The sequence below is a fragment of the Streptantibioticus cattleyicolor NRRL 8057 = DSM 46488 genome (assembly GCF_000240165.1).
In the GTDB taxonomy this organism is placed as follows: domain Bacteria; phylum Actinomycetota; class Actinomycetes; order Streptomycetales; family Streptomycetaceae; genus Streptantibioticus; species Streptantibioticus cattleyicolor.
In genome coordinates this window covers 2,223,822-2,240,488 of the sequence record NC_017586.1, presented here as the reverse complement: position 1 = coordinate 2,240,488, position 16,667 = coordinate 2,223,822, and the positions used below count along the sequence as shown (strand labels likewise).

The following is a 16,667-nucleotide window of genomic DNA, read 5'->3' as shown; positions in this document are numbered from 1 at the left end:
CCCGTCCCGCCCGCACCCCGACGAGAAAGCCCCATGGAAAACCCTCCGCCCCGCACCGAACCGTCCCCGCCCACCGAGGCCGACGTCGCCGCCATCGGCGAGCAGCTCGGCCGTGTGCCGCGCGGTCTGCGAAGCGTCGCGCACCGCTGTCCGTGCGGGCTGCCGGACGTGGTGGAGACCGCGCCCCGGCTGCCGGACGGCACGCCGTTCCCGACGCTGTACTACCTGACCTGCCCGCGGGCCGCCTCCGCCATCGGCACCCTGGAGGCCGACGGCGTGATGAAGGAGATGACGGCCCGGCTCGCCGAGGACCCGGAGCTGGCCGCCGCCTACCGCGCCGCCCACGAGGACTACATCGCCCGCCGGGACGCCGTCGAGGTGCTGGCCGGCTTCCCCAGCGCCGGCGGCATGCCCGACCGGGTCAAGTGCCTGCACGTGCTGGTCGCCCACTCGCTGGCGGCCGGCCCCGGCGTCAACCCGCTGGGCGACGAGGCGATCGCGATGCTGCCGGAATGGTGGCGCAAGGGCCCCTGCGCGGGGTGCCCGTCCGACGGTGCCGGGGAGGACGCGTGACCAGGGTCGCCGCGGTCGACTGCGGCACCAACTCCATCCGGCTGCTGGTCGCCGACGCCGACCTGGCCACCGGGGCCATCACCGACCTCGACCGCCGGATGGAGATCGTCCGGCTCGGCCAGGACGTGGACCGCACCGGGCGGCTGGCCCCCGAGGCGCTGGAGCGCACCTTCGCCGCCTGCCGCCGCTACGCCGACGTCATCGCCGGCCTCGGCGCCGAACGGGTGCGTTTCGTGGCCACCTCGGCCTCCCGGGACGCCGAGAACCGCGAGGAGTTCACCCGCGGCGTGGTCGGCATCCTGGGCGTCGAACCCGAGGTGATCACCGGCGACCAGGAGGCCGCGTTCTCCTTCACCGGGGCCACCAAGGAACTGATGGGTCGTCAGGATCTGGCCCCGCCCTACCTGGTCGTCGATATCGGCGGCGGCTCCACCGAGTTCGTGGTGGGGACCGACGCCGTGGAGGCGGCCCGCTCGGTGGACGTCGGCTGCGTGCGGATGACCGAACGCCACCTGGTCCACGACGGCCGGGTCACCGATCCGCCCACGCCCGCCCAGATCGCCGCGATAAGGGCCGACGTCGAGTCCGCCCTCGACACGGTGGCCGCCTCCGTCCCCCTGGAGCGCGCCCGCACCCTGGTCGGCCTCGCCGGCTCGGTCACCACCGTCGCCGCCATCGCCCTCGGCCTGACCGCCTACGACTCCACCGCCATCCATCACTCCCGCCTCACCCTCGACCAGGTCCGCTCCGTCACCCACCACCTCCTGACCACCACCCACGCCCAACGCGCCGCCATCCCCGTCCTCCACCCCGGCCGCACCGACGTCATCGGCGCCGGCGCCCTGGTCCTGCTGACCATCATGGAACGCCTCGGGGCGACGGAGGTCATGGTGAGCGAGCACGACATCCTGGACGGGATCGCCTGGTACGCGGCGACCGACTCCCGCTGAGGACCGGATCCGGTGCCGGGGCGGGACGTCACAGGTTGCGGTGGACGTCCCGCCGGGCGCCCGACTTGACGACGAGGATGACGAGTTCGCCGTCGTTGATCTGGTAGGCGACCCGGTAGTTGCCGACTCGGAGCCGGTAGAGCCCTGACGGGCCGGTGAGCTTCTTGACGTCGGCGTCCTCGCGGTAGGGATCGTCGCCGAGCGCGGTCAGTGCGGTCAGGATGCGCATGGCATCGGGCCGGCTGATGGCTCGGAGCTGCCGCCGTGCCGCCGCGGCGAAGCGGAAAGCGTACGTTACGCGGTGTCACCGTCGCGCTCGGCGAACAGGCCCGCCAGCAGCTCCGTCATCGTCACGGTCGGCCCCGCCTCGGTCAGGACCGCTTCCGCTTCGCGTGCCAGCAGGACGTCGGCCGCTTCCTCCAGCGCTTCGAAGTCCGCGATCGGAACGACCGCCGCCACCGGAGCGCCGTTGCGCGTGATGACCGTCGGAGTGCCTTCCTCGGCCCGGTCGACGTGGTCCGCGAGGTGCGCGCGGGCTTCTCGTACCGTCACGGTGTTCTCGGACATGACGCCAGTGTCGCGGTGGACTCCCCGGCCCACCCCCCGAACCGGGCGGAATCCAACCTTCCAGGGCCCTCCGACGCCGCCTCGGCGGGCCTCCCCGGGGAAAACTTCGTGAATTTCTTCACATGAAGAAGTCGCCCTGCGGGGCTGCCGGTTAGGGGTTGCCGGGTCCGGGCGGGGGGTGGGTCGGAGCGCGGGATCGCGTGGCGCGGCGGGCGGGGATCGCGGGCGTCGGCGCCGACGGGGGATCGTGGCTGCTCATGGGGGCGCTCAACGCCTCGCGGGGATCATGGGTTCCCTGATCGAACTGTGGCGTCGATCACGAAATCGCGCAGTGTAGCAGAGGGGCCGGTGAACCTTGTGAAGGGGCTCACGAAGGGTGCCCCGGGGCGTGCTGGATACTCGTTGCATGAGCACCACGGAGCGTCCACGGATCCTCGTCGTAGGCGGCGGATATGTCGGCCTGTACGCGGCGCGTCGCATTCTGAAGAAGATGCGGTACGCCGAGGCGACCGTCACGGTCGTCGACCCGCGTTCATACATGACGTACCAGCCCTTCCTCCCCGAAACTGCCGCCGGCAGCATCTCGCCGCGCCACGTCGTGGTCCCGCTGCGACGCGTGCTGCCCAAGGCCGAGGTGCTGACCGGCCGCGTCACCTCGGTCGACCAGGACCGCAAGGTGGCCGTCATCGAGCCGCCGGTCGGCGAGGCCTACGAGCTGCCCTTCGACTACCTCGTCGTGGCGCTCGGCGCCGTCTCCCGTACCTTCCCGATCCCCGGCCTGGCCGAGAACGGCATCGGCATGAAGGGCGTGGAAGAGGCCGTGGACCTGCGCAACCACGTGCTGGAGCAGCTCGACCTGGCCGACTCCACCACCGATGAGGAGGTCCGCCGCAAGGCGCTGACCTTCGTCTTCGTGGGCGGCGGCTTCGCCGGTGCGGAGACCATCGGCGAGGTCGAGGACATGGCCCGCGACGCGTGCAAGTACTACACCAACGTCAAGCGCGAGGACATGCGGTTCATCCTCGTCGAGGCGGCCAACCGCATCCTGCCCGAGGTCGGTCCGGAGCTGGGCAAGTGGGGCCTGGAGCACCTGCGTGAGCGGGGCATCGAGATCTACCTCGAGACCTCCATGAAGTCCTGCGTCGACAAGCACGTGGTGCTCGCCAACGGGCTCGAGGTCGACGCCTCCACCATCGTGTGGACCGCGGGCGTCAAGCCCAACCCGGCGCTGGCCGACTTCGGCCTGCCGCTCGGTCCGCGCGGCCACGTCGACACCCTGCCCACCCTCCAGGTCAAGGGCATGGACTACGTCTGGGCGGCCGGCGACAACGCCCAGGTGCCCGACCTGGCGGCCGGTGAGGGCGCCTGGTGCCCGCCCAACGCCCAGCACGCGCTGCGCCAGGCCAAGGTGCTCGGCGACAACGTGGTCTCGGGCATGCGCGGCTTCCCGCAGCACGAGTACAAGCACAAGAACATGGGCGCGGTGGCCGGCCTCGGCCTCCACAAGGGCGTCGCCCTGCTCTTCGGCAAGATCAAGCTCAAGGGCCGGCTGGCCTGGTACTGCCACCGTGGCTACCACGGCATGGCGGTGCCGACCTTCAACCGCAAGTTCCGGGTGCTCGCCGACTGGACGCTGGCGGTCTTCCTCAAGCGCGACGTCGTGGCGCTCGGCGCGCTGGAGAACCCGCGCGGCGAGTTCTACGAGGCCGCCGCGCCGGTGACGGCCGCTGCCGCCGCCAAGGCCGCCGCGCCGGCCGAAGGGGAGAAGGCCAAGGCTTCCTGACGCTGCGTCAGCAGCGAGGAGACTCGAAGCGCCGAGGGCGTCCGCCATCCGTGGGGCGGGCGCCCTCGGCGCGTTCGCGCGCCGCCCGAACGTGGTATTGGCTAGCTGTTTCGGGACTACGAACCCCTCTCTCCGCTGTTCTTCCTGCTGCAAGGCCCTGTCGGGTGACGCACCAGCACGGAGGTTTGCACATGTCCGACGCAGCCGGACGGCTTGTCACGCTGGCCGAGGAGGCCCTGGGGGCGCGGCTCCCGGTACGTGTCCGCGCCTGGGACGGCAGCGAGGCGGGTCCGCCGGAGGCGCCGGCACTGGTGATCCGCAGCCGGCGCGCGCTGCGCCGGCTGCTGTGGAAGCCGGGCGAGCTGGGTCTGGCCCGCGCCTGGGTGGCCGGTGACCTGGAGGTCGAGGGCGACCTCTACCAGGCGCTGGACCTGCTCTCCGGGATGATCTGGGAGCGCGGCGAACAGGCCCCGCGCGGCACCCTCGGCAAGCTGTCCGCGGTCCGCTCGCTGGCCGACCCCTCGGTGCGCCGGATGGCCCGTCGGGCGATCGCCCTGGCCGGCCCCGGACTGCCCCCGGCGCCCCCCGCCGAGGAGGCCCCGCGGCGCGGCGGCGCCCGCCACACCCTGCGCCGCGACCGGCAGGCCATCAGCCACCACTACGACGTGGGCAACGACTTCTACGAGCGCGTGCTCGGCCCCTCCATGGTCTACTCCTGCGCCTACTGGGCCGACCCGGACGGCACGCTGGAGGACGCCCAGCGCGGCAAGCTCGACCTGATCTGCCGCAAGCTCTCGCTCACCGCCGACCAGCGCCTGCTGGACGTGGGCTGCGGCTGGGGCTCGATGGTGCTGCACGCCGCCCAGGAGTACGGGGTGCGGGCGGTCGGGGTCACCCTCTCCACCGAGCAGGCCGCCTACGCCCGCAAGCGGGTCGCCGACGCCGGGCTCACCGACCGGGTGGAGATCCGCGTCCAGGACTACCGCGAGATCGACGACGGCCCCTTCGACGCCATCTCCTCCATCGGCATGGCCGAACACGTCGGCTCGGCGCAGTACAAGGCGTACGCCGCCACCCTGTACGGGCTGCTGCGGCCGGGCGGCCGGCTGCTCAACCACCAGATCGCCCGCCGACCGCTGGTCCACGAGGACGCCTACCGGGTGGACGAGTTCATCGACCGCTACGTCTTCCCCGACGGCGAACTCGCGCCGATCGGCACCACCGTGGGGCTGCTGGAGGACGCCGGGTTCGAGGTGCGTGACGTCGAGGCGCTGCGCGAGCACTACGCCCTGACCCTGCGCGCCTGGGTGGCCAACCTGGAGCGCCACTGGCCGGAGGCGGTACGGCTGGCCGGCCCGGGCCGGGCGCGGGTGTGGCGGCTGTACATGGCGGCCTCCGCGCTCGCCTTCGAGCACAACCGGATCGGCGTCAACCAGGTGCTCGCGGTACGCACCGAGGCCGGCGGCGCCTCGGGGATGCCCGGCACCCGTACCGCGTGGCTGGGCGGCGGCGCCTGACCGTCCCGGGAAACCGTCAGGGGTGCCCGTTCCACCGGGAACGGGCACCCCTGGGGCTCCGCGGGCCGGGCGCTACTCGGTCTTGATGGCCTGGAGGATGTCCAGCCGGGCCGCCCGCCGGGCCGGCCAGACCGCGGCGAGCACCCCGACCAGCGCGGCCAGCGCCAGGAAGACCAGCATCCGGGTCCACGGCAGCACCATCACGTACCCGGGCACGTCGCCGGCGAGGGTGCTGCCGATCGCCCAGGCCAGGAAGAGGCCGAGGACGACCCCGGTGACCGCGCCGAACAGCGAGATCACCACCGCCTCCTGGCGGATCATGCTCTTCACCTGGCGCCGGTCCAGGCCGATCGCGCGCAGCATGCCCAGCTCGCGGCGGCGTTCGAAGACCGACATGGCCAGCGTGTTGACCACCCCGAGGACCGCGATCACCAGCGACATGCCCAGCAGCCCGTACATGATCTCCAGCATGGAGTTGATCATGCCGCCGTAGCTGTCGCGGATGCCCTGGCGGTCGATCACGGTGATGGACGGGTTGTCACCGAGGCCGTCGGTGATGGCCTGGGCGGTCCGGTCGCTGGCGCCGCCCGCGGTCCTCACCAGCACCTGCGGGATCTCCGCCTTGTCGACGTGCGGGGCGAGCATGCCCGCGGGGAGCACGATCGGGGAGAGCACCAGGTTGTCGTGGAAGGTGCCGCCGACGGTGAGTTCGCCGTGGCGGCCGTCCGGGAAGCGGGCCTGGACCGCGTCGCCCACCTTCCAGCCGCGGTTGTGCGCGGTCCGCTCCTCGACCAGGATCTTGCCGTCGGCCAGCGCCGAGGCGGAGCCGGTCACCATGCCGATCCGCACCGTCTTGGTCAGCGTGCCGGGGTCGGCGGCGCTGATCGCGCTGAACTTGCCGTCCACGTCGAAGTAGGCGGCCTCCAGCGCGGTGGTGGCGGTCACCCCGGGCACCTTGGCGACCTCGTCGGCCACCGAGGCGTCCAGCGGCATGCCGTTGGCCATCTTGACCATGTAGTCGGCGCTGAGGCTGTCCACCGTCGACTTGTCGATCGAGCGGCCCAGCGAGACGCCCAGCACCGACAGGCCGGTGATCAGGGTGAGCCCGATGGCCAGCGCGGAGGCGGTGGCGGCGGTACGGCGCGGGTTGCGGCGGGCGTTGCGGGCGGCCAGGTTGCCGGAGACCCCGAACACCTTGGCCAGCAGCGGCCGTACCGCGCTCAGCACCGGCTGGGAGAGCAGCGGGGTCAGCATGATCACGCCGATCAGCAGGAAGAACCCGCCGCCCGCGATCGACCAGCGCCCGCTGCTGCCGCCGGTGGCGGCGCCCAGCGCGATCAGGCCCACGCCGATCGCGGCGACCAGCGCCCCGATGACGTTGCGGACCACCAACGACTTGCGCTTGGCGGGCAGTTCGGCGTTGCTCATCGCGGCCACCGGCGGCACCCGGGAGGCGCGTACCGCGGGGATCAGCGCCGCCACCACGGTGACCAGCACACCCACCAGGAACGCGGTCAGCACCGTGGACGGCGCCACCATCAGCGGGCCGGCCGGCACCTTGGCCCCGAAGGAGCCCATCGCCGAGCGCAGCGCGACCGCGATGCCGACCCCGGCCGCGAAGCCGGCGGCCGAGGCGACCACGCCCACGATCAGCGCCTCGGCGAGCACCGAACGCTCCACCTGGCCGCGCCCGGCGCCCAGCGCCCGCAGCAGCGCCAGCTCCTTGGTGCGCTGCGCCACCAGCATGCTGAAGGTGTTGGCGATCAGGAAGATCCCGACGAAGAGCGCGATGCCGGCGAAGGCCAGCAGCATCGTGCTGAGCGAGCTGAACTCCCGCTCGATCGACTTGGCCTGGTCGTCGGCGAGTTGCTTGCCGGTGTGCGCCTCGGCGGAGTCCTTGGGCAGCAGCGGGGTCACCTCGGCGAGCACGCGCTGTTCGGAGGTGCCGGGGGCGGCGGTGACGGTGATGTCCTGGAAGTAGCCGGGGGACAGGTAGAGCCGCTGCGCGCTGGCGGTGTCGAAGAGGACCAGCGAGCCGCCGGCGCTGACCGCGCCGTCGTCGGTGGTGAAGATCCCGGTGACGGTGTAGGTCTTCACCGGGCCGTTGGTGGCCACCCGGGCCGGGTCGCCCACGTGGTAGCCGCCCTTGGCGGCGGTGGCCGAGTCGAGCGCCACCTCGCCGGTGCGGGCCGGGGGAGCGCCGGTGGTGAAGTGGTAGCGCGGGTCCTTGCCGTCCTTGCCGGGGGCGAAGTTGGCGCCGGTGTTGGACCAGCCGTTGCCGATCAGCTTGCCCTTGGCGTCGGCGACCCCGGCGAAGCCGTTGACCCGGCCGGTGGCGGAGGCCACCCCGGGCAGGTGGGCGATGCGGTCCAGGGTGCGGGCGCTCAGGCCGGGGTCGGACGGCTTGCCGTCCTTGCCGGGCGGGCCGTCCGCGCCGTGGCTGGTGATGGCGACGGCCACGTCGTCGTAGCTCTTGGACGCCTGCTTCTTGTAGGCGGTGCCGAGGGTGTCGGTGAAGACGAGGGTGCCGGAGACGAACGCGACGCCGAGCAGCACGGCGAGGACGGTCATCAGGAGTCTGGCCTTGTGCGCGAGGACGTTGCGCACGGCGGTGCGGAGCATGGTCGGTGTCCTGGGGGTACGGGAGCGGGTGGACGGCCGGGGGCGCGGCGCGGTCAGCGGGCGTGGGCGCCGGCGCCGCGCGGGGCGGCCGGGGCGCCCGTGGGGTCCGGGGTGGCGGCCGGGCCGGCGGCCGGGAAGAGCCGCATCCGCTCCAGGACGCCTTCGGCGGTGGGCGCGTGCATCTCGTCCACGATGCGGCCGTCGGCGAGGAAGATCACCCGGTCCGCGTAGGAGGCGGCCACCGGGTCGTGGGTGACCATCACGACGGTCTGGCCGAGTTCGCGCACCGAGTTGCGCAGGAAGCCGAGGACCTCGGCGCCGGAGCGGGAATCGAGGTTACCCGTCGGTTCGTCGGCGAAGATGATCTCCGGACGGGCGGCCAGGGCACGGGCCACCGCCACGCGCTGCTGCTGGCCGCCGGAGAGCTGGGCGGGGCGGTGGGACAGGCGGCCGGACAGGCCCACGGTGCGGATCACCTGGTCCAGCCACGCCTTGTCGGGCTTGCGGCCGGCGATGTCCATCGGCAGCGTGATGTTCTCCAGCGCGGTCAGCGTGGGCAGCAGGTTGAACGCCTGGAAGATGAAGCCCACCTTGTCCCGGCGCAACCGGGTGAGCTGCTTGTCCTTGAGCGAGGACAGTTCGGTGTCACCTATCCGCGCCGACCCGGCGGAGACCGTGTCGAGCCCGGCCATGCAGTGCATCAGGGTCGACTTGCCGGAGCCGGAGGGGCCCATGATGGCGGTGAACCGGCCGCGGTGGAACGCGGTGGAGACCCCGTCGAGGGCGACCACCCGGGTCTCGCCCTGGCCGTACACCTTGGTCAGCTCGGTCGCGCGGGCGGCCACCGCGAGCGGGCCGCCGACGGAGCCGGATGCCGGGGAACGGTCGTCGGCCGGGGAACCGGAAGGGGCGGTCGTGGTCACGGGTGCGACTCCTGTCTCGCATGGGGGGATGACGCCTTCCATCCTTCCGCTGCCCCGCCGCCGCCGGATCAGCCCTCGTCCCGGTTCTGCGGACAGCCGCAGGAGGTACGGGCGGCGGGCGGCTCATCCTCAGGTATGACGCCGGAAATGCGGAAACCCTGAGACGGCGGGGCGGTGGGTTCGCGTCGAACCGGCACACCGCCCGCACCGTGCGGAAGTCCGGCGAAAGTTCCATGTGCGCCGGTGAAGACCAATCCCCGGGCGCCTGGCCGGTTTTGATGCTCCGTCAGGAACTCATAAAATCAGACAACATTGTCTGGTTCTTCACCTGTTCGGGGGGTGAATCGGGCTAGGCTCTTGCTGCCCTGGTGGGCCACCCGACTGAATGCGGACGGGGCGATCCGCCATGCCCGGATGGTGGAATGCAGACACGGTGAGCTTAAACCTCACTGGCCTTCGGGTCGTGCCGGTTCGAGTCCGGCTCCGGGCACTTCCCTTCACCCGCGGCGGCAACTCCCCGCGGGAAGAGGGCTGTTCCCAGCGTAGTCCATTCTTCAACCGTCTTCGAGGGCGGCATGGGGGCCTCCTCCCGGGGAAGATCCTCCTGGGGTAGCAGGCTATCGCTTTGCCAGCCCATTACTCTTGGGCGGAGCCGTGCCGTGCGGCCTTGGAGGAGTGAGATGAGGAGCAGCAACCCGATCTTCACGCGGCGGGGGTTCAGCCGCGATGCCAACGGCTATGCCGGTTTCGGCCAGTCCGCGGCGCCGTCGGGCGCCCCGTACCCGGGTGCCGCCGGCCCCGAGGGCACCCCCTACGGGTACGGCGCGCCGCATCAGGGCACCGTCCCACCGCGTGATCTCGACCCCGACGAGCTGCGGCGGATGTACAGCGCGCCCGCCGCCGGCCCCGCCCTGACCGGCCGGATGACCATCGACGACGTGGTGGTGCGCACCGCCCTGACGCTGGGCACCGCGATCCTCGGCGCCGTGCTCGCCTGGTTCGTGCTGCCGGTGGACGCCAAGGGCTACACGATGGCGACCGGCAGCGCGCTGGTCGCCTTCGTGCTCGCCATGGTCCAGTCGTTCAAGCGCACCCCGGCGCCCGCGCTGATCCTGGGGTACGCGCTCTTCGAGGGCGTCTTCCTCGGCGTGATCAGCCGGATGTTCAACCAGGCGTGGGCCGGCGCCCCGCTCCAGGCGGTCCTGGGCACCGCGGCCGTCTTCGCCGGCATGCTCGTCGCCTACCGCACCCGGCTGATCCGGGTGACCCACCGCTACTACAAGGCCGGCATGGCGATGGCCATCGGCTTCCTGCTGCTGCTCCTGGTCAACGGGATCGCCTACGCGTTCGGCGGCGGCGACGGGCTGGGGATGCGCCACGGCGCCCTGGGGCTGCTGGTCGGCGCGGTCGGCGTGCTGCTCGGCGCGTTCTTCCTGTCGCTGGACTTCAAGCAGATCGAGGACGGCATCCGGCACGGCGCCCCGCAGCAGGAGTCCTGGCTGGCCGCCTTCGGCCTGACGCTCTCGCTGGTCTGGATCTACCTGGAGATGCTGCGGCTGGTCGCCATCCTGCGCGACGCCTGACGGCACGCCGCGGAACGCACCACGGGCCCCGGAGGGCGCCTCGCGCCCCGGGGCCCGTGGCCGTCTCACCCTGCCGTGCTGCTCCCGAACGGTGTGCCGCGCCACGGCGGCCCCGGCGCCCGTCCCACGGACGCCGTCCCGCCACGGACGGCCGGCCGGCTCAACGCAGCTTGCGGGCGGCCCGGCGCAGGTCGTACTCGTGCACCAGCGCCTTGGCGTGGCCGTAGGAAAGCCCCTCGTGCTGACTGCGGAGCCAGTTGATCTTCTCGTCGAAACTGACCGACGGCCCCTCGTCGAGGGCGCGGAGCCACTCGCTGATGTCGCGGCCGGTACGGGCGGGGATGCGGGAGAGCAGGTTCCGGTGGGTCTCTTCGGAGATGATCTGGGACATCGGCGCCTCCGGGATGCGTCCTGTTACCCCACGGTGCCGCAGCCGTTGCGCGTTGGCAACCGTCCGGGAACGTGCGGTAGGGGCCGGGTGCCCGTATAAAGTCCCTTTCATGCTCGACAGCGCCTCCCTGCGGACCGCCGTGGACCACCTCGCCGACCGGCTCCGTGCCCTGCCCCAGTCCCGGTTGCGGGGCGACGCCGCGCAGGCCGGGCTGGACCTCGCGCGCGAACTGGCCGTCGAGGCGCAGCGGCTGGAGCACCCCGGACGGACCCCCCGGGTGATGCCGGACGACGGGATCTTCGCGGTGGCCGACCAGCTCGCGGTGGCCGGCCACGATCTGGCCGCGGCGCTCGCCGCCCGCCCCGAGCGCTCCGACGTCCTCGACGACGCGGTGCGCAAGGTCGCGGCGACCCGGCGGCGCGCCGGGGTGTGAGCCGCCCCGCGACCCGTCAGGAGGAGGCGACCACTCGGTCGGCCAGGACGTAGACCCGCTGGTCGCCGCAGGCGAAGGTGAGCGTGTACGCGCCGAGCACGCCCGAGCCGCCGACCAGCACCGGGGGCTCCTCGGCCGCCAGCGCGTCGGCGAGCCGGTCGGCGGTCTCCCGGTGCCCCGGGGTCAGGCACAGCGTGGTGCCGTCGGCGAAGACGTACAGGTCGAGCGTGCCCAGCGGGCCGGGGCGTACGTCGGCCAGCGGCGTGGCCGCCTCGGCGAGGGCGTCGAGCCGGGCCGCCGTCTCCTGCGGGTCGGCCACCGCGGAGGACGGCGTGAAATCGGGGTCGGAGGGGTGGCGCCGGACGAGTCCGGCCGGCCCGCTGGGCTCCGAGGGGCGCGGCGGGTACGGCGGCAGGTCGTCCTCGGGCAGCTCGGGGAGGTCGCCGAGCGGGTCCAGACCGCTCAGCGGGTCGAAGACGCCGGCGGACTCGGCCGCCTCGCGGGCGTCCTGGGCAGCCCAGAAGGCGCGCGCCTCGGCGAGTTCGCGTTCGCGTTCGTCGGCCAGCGCCTCGGCGACGGCGGTCCGGATCTCCTCGGTCCGCGGGACCGCCCGGGCGCCGGGCACCTGGGCCACGGCGGTGTCGGCCCGGTGGGCGGCGAGTTCGGCCCGGATCACGTCGACCCGGCGCCGCAGGTCCCGGGCGGTGAGCAGGGTGGCGGCCGACACGCTCACGGCGACGGCCGTGACGAGCAGCAGCACGAGGATGATGGCGGTCACTGACGTTCTCCTGGCAGGCGGGCCGGCTGTCCCCGGGATCCGTCTCGTTCCGCTGCGCCGAGACGGCCGGTGGCTTTTCCCCACCACACTGTGCACCCACAGCCTTGGCCCGCGCAGTGCGGAATGTCACGATATGCGTTCCCGATAAACCCCACCCGCCCCCCACGCCCCCTCGTTGACCTGCGCCAACGAAGATCCCCCAGGCCAGATCACGGCCCGGGGGATCTTCGGTTGCGATTCAGGTCACGTCGGATTCGCGGAGCCCGTGGCTCAGCTCAGCCGCGCACCTTCATCAACGATGCCTCAGCTCAGCCGCTCGATCACCATCGCCATCCCCTGACCCCCGCCCACACACATCGTCTCCAGGCCGAACTGCTTGTCGTGCCACTGGAGGGAGTTGATCAGGGTGGTGGTGATGCGGGCGCCGGTCATGCCGAAGGGGTGGCCGACGGCGATGGCGCCGCCGTTGACGTTGAGCTTGTCGAGGTCGATGCCGAGGTCCCGGTAGGAGGGGATGACCTGGGCGGCGAACGCCTCGTTGATCTCGACGAGGTCGATGTCACCGATGGTCATCCCGGCCCGCTCGAGCGCCTGCTTGGTCGCCTCGACCGGGCCGTACCCCATGATCTCCGGGGAGAGGCCGGAGACGCCGGTGGAGACCACCCGGGCCAGCGGGGTGATGCCCAGCTCGCGGGCCTTGGTGTCGGACATGATGACCAGCGCGGCGGCGCCGTCGTTGAGCGGACAGCAGTTGCCGGCGGTCACCAGGCCGTCGGGGCGGAAGACCGGCTTGAGGCCCTCGACGCCCTCCAGGGTGACACCCGCCCGCGGGCCGTCGTCCTTGGCGATCACGGTGCCGTCGGGCAGCGTGACCGGGGTGATCTCGCGCTGCCAGAAGCCGTCCGCGATCGCCTTCTCCGCCAGGTTCTGCGACCGCACGCCGAACTCGTCCATCTCCCGGCGGGTGATCCCCTTCAGCCGGGCGAGGTTCTCCGCGGTCTGCCCCATGGCGATGTACGCGTCCGGCAGCAGCCCGTCCTCGCGCGGGTCGTGCCAGTCGGCGCCCTCGCTCTCGGCGCGGGCCGCGGTACGCGCCTCGGCCTCGGCGAAGAGCGGGTTGTGGGTGTCGGGCAGCCCGTCGGAGGTGCCCTTGACGCTGCGCGAGACGGTCTCGACGCCGGCCGAGACGAACACGTCGCCCTCGCCCGCCTTGATCGCGTGCAGTGCCATCCGGGTGGTCTGCAGCGAGGACGAGCAGTAGCGGGTGATCGTGCAGCCCGGCAGGTGGTCCATGCCCATCTGCACCGCCACGATCCGGCCCAGGTTGTGCCCCTGCTCGCCGCCGGGCAGGCCGCAGCCGAGCATCAGGTCGTCGATCTCCCGCGGGTCGAGCTGCGGCACCTTGGCCAGCGCGGCCTGGACGATCGTGGCCGTCAGGTCGTCCGGGCGCAGCTCCTTCAGGGACCCCTTGAAGGCGCGGCCGATCGGCGAACGGGCGGCGGAGACGATTACGGCTTCGGGCATCGCGGCACTCCTCGGCGTGGCTGGCGTCGTACCCGGCGCGCACGCTCTCGGCCCACGGCCCGGGTCACTGACTCAGAGGGAAGTTACCCGTACGTAACGCAGGGCGTCACGGGCTGCGCACTGTGACGCCCGACTCTTTCTGAGCGGATGCTTAGTCCGCCCCGCCACCAGTATGCGCGCTCCCCGGCTCGGGCTGGGGGCCGTCCGGGGCGAGCGGTTCGGGGAGCCGGCGGCGGCGCCGGTGGCGCAGCAGCACCCACGGGCCGCGGCGCCCGGGCGGACCGGCCGCGGCCACCTCGGTGCCGCCCTCGCCGGCCGCCGCCGCGGCGGCGGCGGCCACCGGCAGGATGCCCTCGCCGCGCGAGGTGTCGGGCACCTCGTCGTCCGGCCACAGCCCGAGCACCGCGCAGAGCGTGGGCAATACGGCCATCGCGGCGGTGGCGTACCCGGTGGCCGACGGGTGGTAGCGGTCCGGGCCGAACATCTCGCGCGGGTTGGCCTGGAACTCCGGCCCCAGCAGCTGCCCCAGCGAGACGGTACGGGCGCCCAGCGAGACCACCGCTATCGTCTGCGCCGCCGCGAGCTGGCGGCTGAGCCGGCGCGCCACCCAGCGCAGCGGCTGGTGCACCGGCTGGATGGTGCCCAGGTCCGGACAGGTGCCCACCACCACCCCGGCCCCGGCCGCCCGCAACCGGCGCACCGCCTCGGCCAGATGGCCCACCGAACGCGACGGGGGCACCCGGTGCGTGACGTCGTTGGCGCCGACCATGATCACGCAGGCGTCCGGCGGCGGCCCGTCCCCGTCCAGCAGCTGGTCCACCTGGTCGCGCAGCCGGTCCGAACAGGCGCCGGTCTCGGCCACGTTGACCAGGTCCACCGGGCGTTCGGCGATCGCGGCGAGCGCGGAGGCGAGCACCGCGCCGGGGGTCTCGTCGGCCCGGCGCACCCCCAGGCCGGCCGCGGTGGAGTCGCCGAGGAAGCCCAGCCGCAGCGCGCCGGGGCCCTCCGCGCGGCCGAACGCGGCGCCGTACCGCCCGTCGGCGACCGGGGCCGTGCCCTCCGGCCGGCCGACCGTGCGCCGGGCCAGCCGCGCCTCGGTCAGCAGCAGCCCGAGCGCCGCCACGCTCAGCACGCCGATCCCGCCCCCGCCGTACGCCGCCGCGGCCACGACCCGGCGCCCGACCACCGCCCTCGCCATCGGCAACACCGCTCCATCCCGTACCGTCCCGTTTCGCGCCACTACCTCCTTGTTGCCCCGCGGCGGCCATCACGCAACGTGCCCGGAGTGTCGCAGTCAGGTGAAGATGGCTCGGTCGGCCCGGTGAGGGGGCGGACGGCCGTAGGCTTCGGACATCAATACGGAACCATCCGGAGGACGTCGTGCAGTTCCACGACTCGATGATCAGTCTCGTCGGCAACACCCCGCTGGTGAGGCTCAACAGCGTCACGGCCGGGATCCAGGCCACGGTGCTGGCGAAGGTCGAGTACTTCAACCCCGGCGGGTCGGTCAAGGACCGCATCGCGCTGCGCATGATCGAGGCCGCCGAGAAGTCGGGCGAGCTGAAGCCTGGCGGCACCATCGTCGAGCCGACCTCGGGCAACACCGGTGTCGGGCTGGCGATCGTGGCCCAGCAGAAGGGGTACCGCTGCATCTTCGTCTGCCCGGACAAGGTGTCCACGGACAAGATCAACGTGCTGCGGGCGTACGGCGCCGAGGTCGTGGTCTGCCCGACCGCGGTCGACCCCGAGCACCCGGACTCCTATTACAACGTCTCCGACCGGCTGGTCCGGGAGACCCCGGGGGCCTGGAAGCCGGACCAGTACAGCAACCCCAACAACCCGCTCTCCCACTACCACTCCACCGGCCCGGAGCTGTGGCAGCAGACCGAGGGCCGGATCACCCACTTCGTGGCGGGCATCGGCACCGGCGGCACCATCTCCGGCACCGGCCGCTACCTCAAGGAGATCTCCGACGGCCGGGTCACCGTCGTGGGCGCCGACCCGGAGGGCTCGGTCTACTCCGGCGGCTCCGGGCGCCCGTACCTGGTGGAGGGGGTCGGTGAGGACTTCTGGCCGACCGCCTACGACCGGAACGTCACCGACGAGATCGTGGCCGTCTCCGACAAGGACTCCTTCCAGATGACCAGGCGGCTGGCGAAGGAGGAGGGGCTGCTGGTCGGCGGCTCGTGCGGGATGGCGGTGGTCGCCGCGCTGCGGGTGGCCGAGCGGCTCGGCCCGGACGACGTGGTCGTGGTGCTGCTGCCGGACAGCGGACGCGGCTACCTCAGCAAGATCTTCAACGACGAGTGGATGGCCGACTACGGCTTCCTGGAGGAGGGCGGCCAGCAGGCCCGGGTCGCCGACGTCCTGCGGCACCGCAACGGCGGCATCCCCGAGCTGGTCCACATGCACCCGGACGAGACGGTCGGCGAGGCCATCGAGGTGCTGCGCGAGTACGGCGTCTCGCAGATGCCGATCGTCAAGCCGGGCGCCGGCCACCCCGACGTGATGGCCGCCGAGGTGGTCGGCTCGGTGGTCGAACGCGAGCTGCTGGACGCCCTGTTCACCCAGCGCGCGCAGCTCGGCGACCCGCTGGAGAAGCACATGTGCGCGCCGCTGCCGCAGGTGGGCTCCGGTGAGACGGTGGCCGACCTGATGGCCGTCCTCCAGCAGGCCGACGCCGCCATCGTGCTCGTCGAGGGCAAGCCCACCGGCGTGGTCAGCCGCCAGGACCTGCTGGCGTTCCTGGCCAAGGACGCCAAGTAGCCGTTGTTTCCCGGGCGTTCGGGGTGCCGTCGGCCGACGCGTCCCGTCCGCCCGAACGGTACGCGGGTGTCACGTGGGCGCAGCACGCGCTTAACACGCGTCCGGCACATTGGTGGGTGTCGCGGGAGAACACCACCGGCGACACCGATACGGCAGCGGGGAAAGACGGAGCGGCTCCCGGACCTCCTACGTTGCCCAGGACGCGGGCGACCGGCCCTGACCCGGCCCGCGTCCCGCGCGGGGACCGCCGTCGTCCC

The 16,667-nt window shown here is 72.6% G+C and carries 15 protein-coding genes and 1 tRNA gene; 8 read left to right on the top strand and 8 right to left on the bottom strand.

Translation table 11 applies throughout. The annotated features are described in order from the left end of the window. The first annotated feature begins 33 nt into the window (after positions 1-33). Both SCATT_RS09845 and SCATT_RS09840 read left to right on the top strand, forming a co-directional pair. Positions 34-573 carry a DUF501 domain-containing protein gene (locus SCATT_RS09845; RefSeq protein ID WP_014142858.1) on the top strand — a complete coding sequence of 180 codons (540 nt, stop codon included), beginning with the start codon at positions 34-36 and terminating at the stop codon, positions 571-573. Then, on the top strand, positions 570-1,523 hold the full coding sequence (locus tag SCATT_RS09840; protein ID WP_014142857.1) for a Ppx/GppA phosphatase family protein: 954 nt from the start codon (positions 570-572) through the stop codon (positions 1,521-1,523). The genes SCATT_RS09845 and SCATT_RS09840 overlap by 4 nt, the downstream gene beginning before the upstream one ends. Positions 1,524-1,551: 28 nt before the next feature. Here SCATT_RS09840 and SCATT_RS09835 read toward each other — a convergent pair whose 3' ends face one another. Then, positions 1,552-1,770 (bottom strand): type II toxin-antitoxin system RelE family toxin, encoded by a 219-nt coding sequence (locus SCATT_RS09835; RefSeq protein WP_042507563.1) that lies wholly within the window; start codon positions 1,768-1,770, stop codon positions 1,552-1,554. Positions 1,771-1,817: 47 nt separating this feature from the next. Further along, positions 1,818-2,090, bottom strand: a complete 273-nt coding sequence (locus SCATT_RS09830; RefSeq protein WP_014142855.1) for a type II toxin-antitoxin system Phd/YefM family antitoxin — start codon at positions 2,088-2,090, stop codon at positions 1,818-1,820. A 406-nt stretch (positions 2,091-2,496) separates the two neighbouring features. On the opposite strand from SCATT_RS09830, the gene SCATT_RS09825 reads away from it, so the two are divergent. Next, entirely contained in the window at positions 2,497-3,873 is a 1,377-nt protein-coding gene (locus SCATT_RS09825; protein WP_014142854.1) for an NAD(P)/FAD-dependent oxidoreductase, read from the top strand. A 191-nt stretch (positions 3,874-4,064) separates the two neighbouring features. Next, the gene (locus SCATT_RS09820) at positions 4,065-5,390 is read left to right on the top strand and encodes an SAM-dependent methyltransferase (protein ID WP_014142853.1); all 1,326 of its coding nucleotides are present in this window, start codon (positions 4,065-4,067) and stop codon (positions 5,388-5,390) included. Positions 5,391-5,462: 72 nt separating this feature from the next. Here the strand turns inward: SCATT_RS09820 and SCATT_RS09815 are convergent, their stop codons facing one another. Beyond that, entirely contained in the window at positions 5,463-8,012 is a 2,550-nt protein-coding gene (locus SCATT_RS09815; protein ID WP_014142852.1) for an ABC transporter permease, read from the bottom strand. 53 nt (positions 8,013-8,065) lie between these two features. Beyond that, on the bottom strand, positions 8,066-8,935 hold the full coding sequence (locus SCATT_RS09810) for an ABC transporter ATP-binding protein (RefSeq protein ID WP_014142851.1): 870 nt from the start codon (positions 8,933-8,935) through the stop codon (positions 8,066-8,068). A 408-nt stretch (positions 8,936-9,343) separates the two neighbouring features. Here SCATT_RS09810 and SCATT_RS09805 point away from each other — a divergent pair. Further along, positions 9,344-9,425: transfer RNA gene (locus SCATT_RS09805), tRNA-Leu, on the top strand. Between the two features lie 190 nt (positions 9,426-9,615). Next, positions 9,616-10,518 (top strand): Bax inhibitor-1/YccA family protein, encoded by a 903-nt coding sequence (locus tag SCATT_RS09800; protein ID WP_014142849.1) that lies wholly within the window; start codon positions 9,616-9,618, stop codon positions 10,516-10,518. 160 nt (positions 10,519-10,678) lie between these two features. Here SCATT_RS09800 and SCATT_RS09795 read toward each other — a convergent pair whose 3' ends face one another. After that, entirely contained in the window at positions 10,679-10,909 is a 231-nt protein-coding gene (locus SCATT_RS09795; protein WP_014142848.1) for a DUF4287 domain-containing protein, read from the bottom strand. 109 nt (positions 10,910-11,018) lie between these two features. On the opposite strand from SCATT_RS09795, the gene SCATT_RS09790 reads away from it, so the two are divergent. Beyond that, a complete protein-coding gene (locus SCATT_RS09790; protein WP_014142847.1) occupies positions 11,019-11,342 on the top strand; it encodes a hypothetical protein in 324 nt (107 codons plus the stop codon). 16 nt (positions 11,343-11,358) lie between these two features. Here SCATT_RS09790 and SCATT_RS09785 read toward each other — a convergent pair whose 3' ends face one another. The 3 genes from SCATT_RS09785 to SCATT_RS09775 form a co-directional block, all read right to left on the bottom strand. Beyond that, positions 11,359-12,120, bottom strand: coding sequence for a hypothetical protein (locus tag SCATT_RS09785; protein WP_014142846.1), 762 nt, complete (start codon positions 12,118-12,120; stop codon positions 11,359-11,361). Between the two features lie 303 nt (positions 12,121-12,423). Further along, a complete protein-coding gene (locus SCATT_RS09780) occupies positions 12,424-13,644 on the bottom strand; it encodes an acetyl-CoA C-acetyltransferase (RefSeq protein WP_014142845.1) in 1,221 nt (406 codons plus the stop codon). Between the two features lie 151 nt (positions 13,645-13,795). After that, entirely contained in the window at positions 13,796-14,842 is a 1,047-nt protein-coding gene (locus tag SCATT_RS09775) for an SGNH/GDSL hydrolase family protein (RefSeq protein ID WP_014142844.1), read from the bottom strand. Positions 14,843-15,024: 182 nt separating this feature from the next. Here SCATT_RS09775 and SCATT_RS09770 point away from each other — a divergent pair, with 182 nt between their 5' ends. After that, positions 15,025-16,410 (top strand): cystathionine beta-synthase, encoded by a 1,386-nt coding sequence (locus tag SCATT_RS09770; RefSeq protein ID WP_014142843.1) that lies wholly within the window; start codon positions 15,025-15,027, stop codon positions 16,408-16,410. Positions 16,411-16,667 lie beyond the last annotated feature (257 nt).